At 48.2% G+C, this 12352-nt stretch carries 7 protein-coding genes and 3 pseudogenes; 4 read left to right on the forward strand and 6 right to left on the reverse strand.

The annotated features are described in order from the left end of the window. Window positions 1-91: 91 nt before the first annotated feature. The 4 genes and pseudogenes from EPO18_RS18635 to EPO18_RS18650 all read right to left on the reverse strand — a co-directional run bounded on the left by EPO18_RS18635 (window position 92) and on the right by EPO18_RS18650 (window position 7470). On the reverse strand, window positions 92-1555 hold the full coding sequence (locus EPO18_RS18635) for an OmpP1/FadL family transporter (protein WP_292436006.1): 1464 nt from the start codon (window positions 1553-1555) through the stop codon (window positions 92-94). Between the two features lie 110 nt (window positions 1556-1665). Further along, window positions 1666-4095, reverse strand: coding sequence for a PAS domain-containing sensor histidine kinase (locus EPO18_RS18640; RefSeq protein ID WP_292436008.1), 2430 nt, complete (start codon window positions 4093-4095; stop codon window positions 1666-1668). Between the two features lie 219 nt (window positions 4096-4314). Next, a pseudogene (locus tag EPO18_RS18645) lies at window positions 4315-5431 on the reverse strand (IS630 family transposase). Window positions 5432-6039: 608 nt separating this feature from the next. Beyond that, a pseudogene (locus EPO18_RS18650) lies at window positions 6040-7470 on the reverse strand (IS1182 family transposase). Between the two features lie 548 nt (window positions 7471-8018). Here EPO18_RS18650 and EPO18_RS18655 point away from each other — a divergent pair. Continuing rightward, the gene (locus EPO18_RS18655; protein WP_292436010.1) at window positions 8019-8870 is read left to right on the forward strand and encodes an alpha/beta hydrolase; all 852 of its coding nucleotides are present in this window, start codon (window positions 8019-8021) and stop codon (window positions 8868-8870) included. Then, a complete protein-coding gene (locus tag EPO18_RS18660; protein ID WP_292436011.1) occupies window positions 8867-9514 on the forward strand; it encodes a DUF2459 domain-containing protein in 648 nt (215 codons plus the stop codon). Before EPO18_RS18655 ends, EPO18_RS18660 begins: the two co-directional genes overlap by 4 nt. A 4-nt stretch (window positions 9515-9518) precedes the next feature. Here the strand turns inward: EPO18_RS18660 and EPO18_RS18665 are convergent, their stop codons facing one another. Then, a complete protein-coding gene (locus EPO18_RS18665) occupies window positions 9519-9737 on the reverse strand; it encodes a hypothetical protein (protein ID WP_292436012.1) in 219 nt (72 codons plus the stop codon). A 167-nt stretch (window positions 9738-9904) separates the two neighbouring features. On the opposite strand from EPO18_RS18665, the pseudogene grxC reads away from it, so the two are divergent. Then, window positions 9905-10166, forward strand: a pseudogene (gene grxC / locus EPO18_RS18670) (glutaredoxin 3). Between the two features lie 55 nt (window positions 10167-10221). After that, window positions 10222-10608: an acyl-CoA thioesterase gene (locus EPO18_RS18675; RefSeq protein WP_292436014.1), complete on the forward strand. Its 387-nt coding sequence runs from the start codon at window positions 10222-10224 to the stop codon at window positions 10606-10608. A 171-nt stretch (window positions 10609-10779) separates the two neighbouring features. Here the strand turns inward: EPO18_RS18675 and EPO18_RS18680 are convergent, their stop codons facing one another. Beyond that, a complete protein-coding gene (locus EPO18_RS18680) occupies window positions 10780-12240 on the reverse strand; it encodes a flavin-containing monooxygenase (RefSeq protein ID WP_292436015.1) in 1461 nt (486 codons plus the stop codon). Between the last annotated feature and the right edge of the window lie 112 nt (window positions 12241-12352).

The raw sequence follows: 12352 nt of genomic DNA on the forward strand, positions 1-12352 counted from the left end.
AGGTAAGCGCAAACCACATCTAAATTTAACCAAATGGAAAAAATAATGGTTCCAAAATTTAATTTGTCTATTTTTGCAGTTTTCATCAGCCTCAGAAGGTGAGCGATAATTGCAAGCTGAATATGTTTACGTTACTACTGTAACTTCCTTTGACAGTGTCCCTCAGTGCAGCGATGGAAGTATCGGTAGTTTTGTTCAGGATGGCATCATCCACGAAGATATGAGTGTAACCTATATCCATACTGCTGGTCGGCGTGAACTTATAATTCGCGCCTACCGAAAGCCAGATACGGTCATTGTCAGGGTTGCGCGGTGTTAGGAATTGCGAGGAACCTGGATGCTTATCATAGGCCAAGCCAGTGCGCAATTTAAGGGCATCATTATAGTGATAACTCGCACCCAGTGAGGCGCGGATGGTGTTATCCCAGTTTTGAGGGACGCTGCTCAAACTTTGGCCTGCTAATGCTCCAGAGGTGCGCATTACCGTCAGGTCCTTAAATTTGCTCCAGTGCATCCATGTGAGATCAGCCATTACATCAAACTGGTCGTTGATTCGATGGAAGACGGAGGCAGAGGCACTATCAGGCATGGTTAACTTAGCCTCTACGGAGCTGTTAGCAAATCCGGCCGTGAGAGCAGGCGATAGAGTGAAAGCCGCAGGTATGTTGTTGAAATCCGCATGGCCTTTCAGTACTAGATTTACTTGCGAGCGATAAGCTAGTGACAGTCGGGTAGCCTGGGTAATCTGAAAAATCGCCCCTGCGTTCCAGCCATAGCCCCAGTCATCGCCTTTCACACGTGCCAAGCCGTCATTATTTTGGGAGGTCGCGCCTATACCGCAACCTCTCAGTGCATTTGCACAAATAGTGCCGAAATCAACCGCATTGGTTTGTTCTGCATCCGCGTACATAGCCGAGAATCCCAGGCCTAGGGAAATCTTATCGCTGGCCTTGAAGGCAATAGAGGGATTTATGTTGATTGTTTTGAGTTCTGAGTTCAAGGCTTGGTATCGTCCTACCCATCCATTGTCATAATTAGTTTTGATGCCGAATGGAGCATTAATGCCAACGCCGAACTTCACATTGTTATTGAGCGCCTTGGCAAAATAAATATTCGGTATGAACTCCCAGTCTCCTGCATCGCTACCGTTGCTTCCTGAAGTGGCTAAGCCACTGGAGCTGTGTGAGCCGCTATTGCTAAACTTCGCTGAAGGACGGATCGCATGTCCCGCCATCACCAACTGGTTGTCAGGTAGATAGGTCATGCCTGCAGGATTAAAGAAGATGCTGCCGGCATCCTCCGCGCTGGCTCCACCTCCTGCAAAGGCGTTACCCATTCCGCTGGCGCTATGTTCAAACAGCGCAAACCCGCCGGCGGATGCTTTAGCGGGGGCTCCTATCAGCAAGGCAGTTGTGATGGTGCAACCAATATACTTATTTATGCGTCCCCCTTCCCCCTTGATGTAATGAGTAGGTTTTGTTGATAATTTGTCTAAAAAAATTAATCTATATTTTTCACTATATAACTTAAGTACATGTTGTTTAAGGTATTTCATCGTAAATTACCGTTATTTACAAGCCAAGGGTGACTTTTCATCATCCGGATGTCACCAGGTCTCCCTTATGTATATTTGCGACAGAATTCTCCTAACACTTAATCAGGTTTTTACCGTATGGGTAGAGTGAAATAAAAAGTGCTACCTTTTTTAGGTTTACTGTTGAAATACAAAGTGCCTTCATGGGCTTCGATAAGAGAGCGGCTGATGGACAGTCCCATGCCCATACCTTCTGCCTTGGTGGTGTAAAAAGGCATCAATATTTTTTTTTGTTGTTCTTCATCAAGTCCCAATCCATTGTCTTTCACGCTGACCTGTATGTTATTATTTTGAGCCAATTGGCTACGGATGATTATGTGGCGTTGCTGAGTTGCGGGTAAGTCTTTTAAAACATCAATGCTGTTTCGGGTCAGGTTTATAATGATCTGTTCAATCTGTATTTGGTCTACAAAGATCTTCGGCAGGTTGTTTTCCAGATCAAGTGTTAGCCTTATATTGTTTTGTTTAAGTTCAGCAATACACAGGTCGACAGCATTGCGAATCAAAGCATTAATATCAACAGTGGAACGATGTTTTGCATGAGATTTGACAAATTCCCTCATGCGATGAATGATCCGACCCGCCCTTAACGCCTGTTGCTGGGTTTTGTATAAGGTCTCGGTGAGCTTTACCAGATCAGGATCTTCAGTTTTGATCAGGTTTAAACTGGCTTGCGTATAGCTGGCAATCGCTGACAGAGGCTGGTTGACTTCATGTGCAATGCCGGACGCCATTTCACCCATCAACCCCAGGCGAGTGACATGGGCGAGTTCATTGAGATGTTCCTTGTCTTGTTGTTCCTGGTATTTGCGTAAACTCACGTCGCGGACTATATAGGTAAAATAGTGCGCAGTACCGATTACAAACTCCGCTGTGGACAGTTCCAGAGGCACCACAAAACCGTTTTTGTGCAGACCTTCAATCTCTTGAATTTGGCCAACACGTTCTGCGGCATGAAGCGAGCTGGAACTTGGCGATGATGGCATGAGTTTATTAATATTGCCGCCAATAAGCTCTTCCGGTTTATAGCCGAAAATAGTTTCTACTGCAGCATTCGCGGATACGATGATGCCGGACGTGCCAAAAGTAATAATGCCTTCCACTGACGCATTAAAAATAGAGTTAAGTTTTTCTTCGATTTGTTTACGCTCAGTAATGTCGTACAGTATCACCAAATAAACACCCGTGAGATTGCGATAAATCGTGGCGGCAGAAACTAACACGGTTTTAATGCTATTGTCCTTGCAACGAATAGCCGCTTCTAAAGGCGCCAAGTCAGACTGTCCCTGTTCGGCTTGTTCCTGTGTCAGGGGACAGGCAGCCTCAACCCAGTGCCGATAATCTGGATCAGGATAGGCTTTCAGATACCAGTCCGCCAGAGTTGGAATATCCTCTATGCTGTAACCGAAAGTCTGCACGAATGCCGGATTCAGGAAGATGATCTTTAATTGCTCATCAGTCAAGGCCATTGGTATGGGGGAAATGTCAATAACCAAACGGAATTTTGCCTCACTGGCTTTTAGCTCATCTTCCACCTGCTTGCGCTGACTGATGTCCCGAACGATAACAATACCGCCCACAATCTTTCCTATTCCATCACGGGATGGTGCGCAGATCATGTCTATCCATATGCCTGCATCGCTGGAAGTTGGGCAATATTGCCCTTCGTAAAAGACCGTTTCGCCTTCCAGAGCATTTTTAGCGGCCGAAAGGATGGACTGATCCTTGAATTTTTTCATATCCGAACCGACGATGCCGTCAACTGAATTGTGCAGAATATCGGCGAAACGTTCGTTGCAATAAGTAATGACGAGATTCGTGTCGTAATGAAAAATGCCAACTGGCGAATGCTTCAGCAGCAAACGATAGCGTTCCTCATTAGTTCGCAGTATTTCCTCGCGAGCAACGGCTTCGAGGCGTAAAACAATGTTCTCAGTGATGCTCCTGTTAATATGCAGTAAGCTGATGACCATAAAGCTTAGGTACAACATACCTGCCATGCTCATTGCCAAAGACAAGCTATCACCTGCGATAAACAAACGAGTCACGATTGGCAGGAGGGATGTCATGGAAAATGTAATTGCACTGATCAGATCAGCCGAAAATGCAACCACGCCGCCAGCTGACAGACCGGCCAGCATAAAAATCAGGAACATCTGATGAGGCGGATCATTGGGAGGGAACATCAGAAAACCGGCCGCCCCCCATACCACACCGACAGCTAGAACGCCAAGACGAAACCGTACCAACCACACATGAGTAGCGGTATCGCCATCCAGCGGGGAGCCTTGGTAAGCTTTAACAAGAATCGCCCGTAAAAACGCGACCATCCCGACGAGGGAAAGCCATGCAAGAACCACTGAAGACGCTATCACTTCGCGCTGCAGATAGGCAAGGATAACTGCGAGTAGTGTGCTGGTAACCAGTGACCGATTGCTCGCAGAAAACAGCTGTCGCAGCTGTGCTGCTTGTACTGCTGTCTTTTTGTTCGAGTTGTTCATATCACTTCTGATTGAATCGTCAGAAACCCTCTAAAGACTAAAATGGGTTTGAGTGAGCATACGTCTAAGACGTCGGGATTGTGCACTAAGTTGAGCACTGGATCAGTAAATGATAAAGAATGAGCGTCGGTTTTATCATAAAATTTCATGTTGCTCCACGTCAAAGTACCAGTTGTCTAATAAGTTATTATCTAACTCTTTATATAGACTATTAATCAGTCATGATGAAGCGCAAGGATAAAGCCGAGCCAGCTTCCGTCGTGCTTTCTGAGTAGTAAACCGCCAATTGATGGGTGTCGCCTTCACATTACGCTCACGGACATTGGCTTCAACTTCACAACGCAGAGTCTCTTTGTCCGGAATGCGTTGCGACAAACAGCTGTTCGATAATACCGCCAGCTCGATTTCCGCACTATTCAGCCAGCTGCCTGCCATGCTTGGGGGTATAGTGGAACTCCAGCCTCCGCGCCAAGTTGCGTGCTTGCTCGGCGGGGAAAGCCTGATACAAGGACGCCACTTTATGCGTATTGAGGTTGTCGAGCACCACACGGATCACTGACGCAGCGGGATACAGATCGGCAATCTGTTTCATGCTTTGGGCAAACTCGACTTTAGTGCGCCTATCGGTAATCTCCACGTGGCGGAATCCCTGTTTGGGCTCGCAAATCATCATTAACTCGCATACGCTTTGCGTTCGTATTCGGTGTCATAGCGGGCCGGTGCACCCGGTTCGACCGGTATCGGTTCTTGCACTTCAGCGATGAGCTGCTTGGGACTTTCATCGAAACACACGACCGGACGCGTCGGATCGTAAGGCTCTTCATAAAGGTCAAGGACGTCTTCCATGGCCGCCACGAACTCGGCACTGACTTCCGGAATGCACCATTCCTGCTTCTGCCAGGGTTTTAGAGTGTTTTTTTAAAAGCCGGCGGATCAGCTCATAGCTGCACGAGGCGGCATAGCCCAGCTCCACCACTTTGTCTGATAACAGTCTCAAGGTCCAGTGCGAGTGTCCTTCCGGCGCATCGCTGCAGGCGATGGCGATCAGATGGGCGGCTTGCTTATCCGTTAATTTGGGCGCTTGACCCGGACGAGGTCGGTCTTTCAGGGCCGCTTCAGGCCCCTCTTCCACACACCGTTGCCGGGTTTTTGCCACCCTGGACGGAGAGACGTCCAACGCCTGGATAATGTCTTTATCCTGAACACCGGCGGCGGCTTTTAATAGAATGCGAGCTCGCGTTTGCCTGCGAGCGGCACTTTTACCTTTATGAATTAAGGCTTCCAACTGAAGCGTTTCTTCGTCGGTCAAATTGACTTTATATTTAATGGCCGGCATGACTCAACCTCGCTACGCTAAAGCTAATAGTCATACCATAAATTATCGCTTTGCTTCAACATGACTGACTATTAGGTATTTTTAAGCAAAATAATATCTTAGCAATGATAAGCAGATCAACCTGCTATGTTTAAAGTCCATGCTGATTTAGAATAGCAGTTGGATTACTTTCTACTTGAAAAAACATTCCCGGTCAAAGACATATTTTTTTCAAAAAATGGCAGCGTGTTTATTTCAGTTCAAAGTGAAATTGAGCCATCCTTTCCTGATCGTCCGGTTTTGGCCGAAAATACCCATGCATTATCAAGTCAAAAATTGCTAATCAATCTCCCCTCTCATGTATTAACAGTATGTATTTCGAACTGAATACACAATATGTAATGTTACCTATAATACTAACTTGAAAAATAGGCTGTTTTTATATATTCATAAGGTTTACAGACCTTTCACTAACTGTCCGGTTTTAGCCCAGACTGTGTCAAAACGCAGAAAGAAATTCCGTCGTTTTCAGCATCCCGCTTTTTTAAAGCGTGTTCGTGATAATTCCTGATCGGTCTCCTCAAATGGGGTGAATTCCGAAATTAATTATCAGTGTGATGTAAGGGGTTTTATGCTCTTATTGCCTCCATCATGGCAGCGGTCCCCATTATATTCATGACTCGTTTCATATTATACGCCAGCACATGCAGGCTCATTTCCGTGCTGACATTTTTCAATTGCCTGGTCAGGAAATGGGTTGCGCCCATCCAGGCTTTGAGCGCAACAAAGGGATGCTCAACCGTCTGACGGCGTATTCTCATGCTATCTGGAGCGTTATCCAAACGAGTTTGCATGGCCTCAAGAACGTCTTCATGTTCCCATCGACTAACACGTCGATAGGGGCTTGGCGTGCACTTGGTCTTGATCTGGCATTGTTGGCAATGTGAACTATAGTAGCGACTCAATTTTAACCCGTGTTCAACCCTGGCAAATCGCCAAATCAGACGCTGTCCCGCAGGGCATACATATTCGTTGGTGTTGGTATCGTAAATAAAATCGGCCTTATCAAATCTTCCAGCCGCCTTGGCTCCAGAGGTTTTGCATTTGGGAACCAAGGCGGTGATACCGGCTTCATGGCAGGCGAGAATTTCTTCGCTCTTGAAATAACCCCGATCGGCAATAACCGTGAGATCTTGAACAGCCATTGCCGTGCGTGCCCGCTTAGCCATCGAAGTCAGCTGATCTCGGTCAATACCGACTTTGGTTACCTCGTGGGCGACAATCAAGTGATGCTTCGTATCGACTGCGGTCTGAACATTGTAGCCCACAATACCTGTGCCACGAGTTTTCATCGAACGGGCATCCGGATCAGTCAGGGAAATTTATTTTTCGGGTGTCTTATTGAGCTGGACTTCGATGTCCTTAAGGGCTTTCATCTGCTCTTTTAGGGCGGCAATCTTATCTTGCAGGCGTTCGGACTTGGCCTTAGCGACAGTGGGCTCTTGCCGGTCGGCTGTGTCGAGAGCGGTGAGATACCGATTGATGCTCGACTCGATTTCTTCCATCCGCCGCTGCAACTTGGCGCTAGTGAAATTTCGATCTCGATTATTGACTGCCTTGAATTTGCTGCCATCGATGGCAACTAAAGCTTCTGAGAATAAACCCAGTTGTTGACACAGCACGATAAACTGACGGCAAACGCTTCGAATCGCTTTACCGTTGTCTTTACGGAAGTTGGCGATGGTCTTGAAGTCAGGTGTCAACCGGCCAACAAGCCACATCAGTTCGACATTTCGTTGCGTCTCTTTCTCAAGTCTCCGGCTGGATTGGATGCGGTTCAGGTAACCGTAGATGTAAATTTTCAGGAGAATGGCGGGATGATAAGCGGGTCTTCCGGTGACCGCAGGTTCTACACCTTCAAATCCTAACTGGCCTAAATCAAGTTCATCAACAAACACATCAACAATACGCACGGGATTGGTATCACTGATATAGTCGTCAATGCTTTCCGGCAATAGCGTGGTTTGTGTACGGCATTCGCCTTCAATGAATCGTTTCATCCGCTGGCTCCATCAATATATTGGCGGCTATTATATCAAACACCACGTTTTGACACAGTCTGGGCCGGTTTTGGCCTTTCACCCCCGTTCCAATTTCACCTAATTCTTAGCTGTGAACTCAACCCAAATAAAGCAAAGGCTAACCTGGCACAGCCCGAAAAGCTGAAGAATGAAACCGTAGTTATAACCGCGCTCCACATTGACCTCATTAAAGTGCCGTATGCGTGATGTCAAGACCAGATCCCATCTTCCTCAGCGCAATCGCGCTATGTCGGTAGTGAGCGATCTCTCCCTCTCCCGAAGGGAAAGGGAACTAACGGCGTTAACTTTTCGTATAGCGCGATTGCCCTGCTATCTTCCTCGAAGCACTTGGATTCTGAGCGCAAATAGTGTTTGGCGTGTCAAAAGGTTTGGTTTATCCTTTGAATCTTCAAAGGGCGAATGATACGGGACGCGGCCTGATTAGCTCTGCCTGGGCAACACTCATGCAACACTGCTTTTTTGAGATTTCAACGGCGAGGTCACATGAGCAAAAATTGTATCCCTACATGAATCGCACCGTTATTGCCGGCGTTTCAGGCATTCGCCGGTTTGCACTGGTGATGGTTCTTTCTATCGAGGCTTGCGCTATGGCCCATGCGAATCATCCGGTATCCGATCTGGAAGACAGTGTCTGCGGTATCGTGCGTGAACCGTTGGCTTTTTGGCAATTCCGGCAGGTCGCCGGTGCGCTCGATGCAAGCCGCATCCGGTCGATACGAAACATCGAGCGGCTGTCGTTTACCACCCGCGATGGCCGCGAGCTGGGCGGCTATAAGCTTCGCGCCGACAATCCCCAAGGTTATCTGTTGGTGGCTCAGGGAAATGCCGTGCTGGCTGACCAGATCATGGGCGTGCTGACATTCTTCCAAGGTTATGGGCTCGATGTCTACGTGTACGACTACCGCGGCTACGGACTTTCCGAGGGCAAGAGCCGTCTCAAGGCCATCGTATCCGATTATCGGGAGATCGTCGCCGCCCTTAATGCCCAAGGCTATGGCCGACGCTATCTCTATGGCATGTCAATGGGCGGCGTTATCCTGACCAATGCCATCGGTCCAAGCGAGGAGTATGACGCGCTGGTATTGGACTCGCCCCCTAGTCGGATTTCTGGTCTGGGCTGTCCCGAAAATTACGACCCGGTGCGCAACCTTCCGCAAGACGGTGCCAAGCTCATGCTTATCATCGGCTTGAAAGATCGGGTGGTGCCGCCGGAAGACATAGAGGAGTTATCTCAGGTCTTGGCACAGCGAGGCGGTCGGGTGCTGAAATCTCCCGAGTTCGCCCATCCATTGATGGACCTCGACTCGACGATCCTCCGCCGGCGCTTACAGTCTGTCGCGGATTTTTTGGTGCGATGAATCCATTCGCGGCGCTTCTGTTTTGCTTGCTGCTATGCTCCGCCTGTACGGGGTCCACGAAGACGCCTTCTTTTTCAGCTGGTTCCGCTAGGAATGAGTCTCTTGCCTCGATCTATTTGATCAACCACGGCAAGCACACCGGCTTAGTCGTCAGAAAAGCAGACATCCCCTCAAGACTCTGGCCGGAAAGTAGGGATTTTCCCGATGCAGATTATCTGGAACTGGGCTGGGGTGACCGGGATTATTATCAGGCGGATGACCCCGGTCTTTGGCTGGCCTTGAAAGCCGCCTTCTGGTCCACTGCCAGCGTGCTTCATGTGGTTGGAGTCAAAGGTTCCGTCGCAGACCGGTTTGCCGGCTACGAATCCATCCGGCTTGAGCTGGCGCCAGACGTCTTCGCCAGGCTTGTGGATTACATCCATCAAAGCTTTGCCAGAAACGGAGAAACGAAAGCGAGACCGATCGGGCCAGGGTATGGCCTTAACAGCCTTTTTTATCCCGCCCGAGGAGAATTTCACATTTACAACACCTGCAATGGCTGGGTGTCACGCGCTCTGGAGGCGGCTGGCTATCCCATGGGCGCTTTCCGCCCGGTCACGGCGGATCAGTTGATGGCAAAGGCTCGCCAATTTGCCGCGCAATAATGAGTCACGTAGGCCGGGCAAGCTGTTTATGCCCGACATTTACACACATCAAAATGTCGGGCAACGAAAAGATGTTGCCCGATCTACGGGGCTGCTTAAGCGTATCGGTCATCCAGCCGTAAGCGGCGATCCGGTCCGTCAGCGTAAACGAAATGGCTTCGTTACTGGAAACAAAGGTTTGCACTTGTGCCAGCGTTTTTAGTCCTTGAGTATGTAAAGTCACGATCATGCCTCCATGATCTCAACTTTCGCGCTTTTAGGCTCATCTCACCTTGGAAATACAGCAGTTCGCTCAGGCTCATGTCTCATTGGACAAGGCTCGGCAGTGAACAAAAACGGATTAACCGATAAAATGCCCGGCCCTAATTATTTAGCGACCTTTAATAAAATATGCCGGAAATACAAATTTACACTACCAATATTTGCCCTTATTGTATGATCGCTAAGCGCCTGCTGGACAAAAAAGGCGTTCACTATACAGAAATCAATGTGGATTCCGAACCCGGCTTAAGGGAAGAAATGATGCGCAAAACGAACCGCAGGACGGTACCACAAATCTATATCGGAGATTACCATGTCCGGCGGTTTTGACGAACTGTATGCGCTGGACCAGCAAAAGAAACTGGATGCCTTATTGTCACCAAGCTCTTAAAGGCAACGATTTTTCAAGTATTAAACCTTAATACTGATCAACGAGGAGACATCCGATGGATCACTATAAACTGGTTTTACCCCAACATTTAAATCATTACGGTTATTTATTCGGCGGCAATCTGTTGCAGTGGATCGACGAAATTGGCTATATCGCAGCCAATCTCCAGTTTCCCGGTCATGAATTTGTCACGATTGGGCTGGACAATGTGGTATTCAAACAGAGCATCAACCTCGGCTCCATCCTGAAGTTTGAATCGAAATTGATCAAGCTCGGCAACACGTCGGCGACTTATAATGTCAAGGTTTCCTGCGAAGATCGCGACACCGGCTGCGTTGCCCATGTTTTTGAAACCAATATCACTTTTGTCAGCATTGACAAGTCCGGCAATAAACAACCGATTAATGCCGGCGGTGCGGATCAAGGAACTATTATTCCCTAAGAAAAAACGGGGTTAAAGAAAAATGGGGTCAGCAGAAAAACGGGGTCTACCATTGTATTTTGTAGGTGACACCCTTGTTCAGAATCCGTAGTATATTTTCCTGGCGAGGGTGTGGCTTAAGGGGTCTATGGATAGGGACAGACGAACGGAATCAACTTATTCAGAGCTGCTTTAAGAACGATCGATTCCGGATAAAACCTCTCGATAATCGGCCGGACCGTAATGGGCAAACCATTCCGAAAAACGGTTCTTTTTGCGGTAGGGATTGATGCCCGCATCTTGCAGCAGCTCGTCGTGATAGTTCCACATGTGCAGTTTGATCACAGTGGCTCGGCTGGAAATAGCCGGCATGAAACTGCGCTTCCAGCTTTTTATGGCTTCGATTTCTGCCTGCATCGTTGCGCGATCAGGCAAATGAAACTTGCCTTTGAGCAGGTTGACCAGCCAGACGCTCGCAAGATGCGAGGTCAGTGAATTGGAAAACGTTGCAGCCCGACCAATGAATGCCATATTGGACAACTCCGGATGAATGATATGCCGGTAAAGATAGTTGCCATCATCTTCCTGAGTGGTTTTGAAGGCATCCGGCAGAAAGGTGTACTTGGATTTGTATCCCGTCCCGAAAATCACGATATCGCAATCGAGGTGTTCGCCGCTCTCAAGCGTCACGCCTTTTTCGGTGAACGATTTGATCGTGGTGCGCCGGTTGTTGATGCGGCCTTCCCGCATCAGCGCATAGACTTGCTTCCGCGGCAAGAAATCCAGATTGAATATATCGATTTCTATCTGTTCATCGGGTACCGCATCGCAGGCCTTGAGGGAAAACTGAAATTTAACGAGACTTTCGAAAAAGCGCCAAACCCCGGATACCAGCCAGGGAAAGCGTTCATGCAGAAGCTTGGACCATTGGTTGGGACGTTGATATAGCGGCAGAAAACCGCTAAAAAAGCGGGTCAGGCAAATTCGGCGGACATCCAGGATATCCAGTATGTCCAGCGGAATGGGCCAATGGGCCTTACGGTAAATCAAATCGATGCGTTTGGCGAATTTGGCTACCTCACTGGCCACATCCAAGGCGCTTTTGCCAAAACCCACCACCACAGCTTTGCGTCCAATAACCATCGTTGGGCTAACGTATTCTTCCGAATGAATGATTTCGCCCTTGAATTTGTCCTGTCCCGGAAATTCGGGGATATAGGGATCGAAATAAAGCCCGGACGCCACCACGACAAAGTCGAATATTTTATGAGTCGATGCGCCTGTGGTTTTATCAGTCACCTGCATGAGCCATCGGCCGTCTTGTTGCTGCTCCAGACGATCAATAACGGTTTTGAAGCGGATTTTGTCGTACACGCCAGTGTCTTTGGCATAGTTCTCGAAATAGGCTTGCATTTCCTCGCCGCTGGGAACGCGCGGATAATTGTCCGGAATCGGATAATCGGGGATTTCGTATAATGACTTAGGGGTCTGCAACCCAAAAGTGTGATAACCGGCTGCCCATACGCCGCCGACGCGCTCGCCTTGTTCGAAGACTTCACAGTCGAATCCGCCTTGGCTTAATAATCTGGCCGCACCGACGCCGGAAATGCCTGCCCCGATGATGCCAATGGTGTTAATTGTCGTTTGCTTCATAAATTAAGCCTATACATAAAGGGTATTAACATTAGTGGGTTGGGTTGGCTAATGTCAGCCTTGACTTATAAATAATATCATTTCCATAAGAGGAGAATAGGCTTAAATATTT

The organism is Methylobacter sp. (assembly GCF_004322395.1).
Taxonomy (GTDB): domain Bacteria; phylum Pseudomonadota; class Gammaproteobacteria; order Methylococcales; family Methylomonadaceae; genus Methylobacter_A.

What these genes read in the sequence shown, in the direction of transcription:
- EPO18_RS18675 (WP_292436014.1), top strand. Translation starts at nt 10,222, where the DNA reads ATGGATCACTATAAACTGGTTTTACCCCAACATTTAAATCATTACGGT.
- EPO18_RS18660 (WP_292436011.1), top strand. Translation starts at nt 8,867, where the DNA reads ATGAATCCATTCGCGGCGCTTCTGTTTTGCTTGCTGCTATGCTCCGCC.
- EPO18_RS18635 (WP_292436006.1), bottom strand. Translation starts at nt 1,555, where the DNA reads ATGAAATACCTTAAACAACATGTACTTAAGTTATATAGTGAAAAATAT.
- EPO18_RS18640 (WP_292436008.1), bottom strand. Translation starts at nt 4,095, where the DNA reads ATGAACAACTCGAACAAAAAGACAGCAGTACAAGCAGCACAGCTGCGA.
- EPO18_RS18655 (WP_292436010.1), top strand. Translation starts at nt 8,019, where the DNA reads ATGAATCGCACCGTTATTGCCGGCGTTTCAGGCATTCGCCGGTTTGCA.
- EPO18_RS18680 (WP_292436015.1), bottom strand. Translation starts at nt 12,240, where the DNA reads ATGAAGCAAACGACAATTAACACCATTGGCATCATCGGGGCAGGCATT.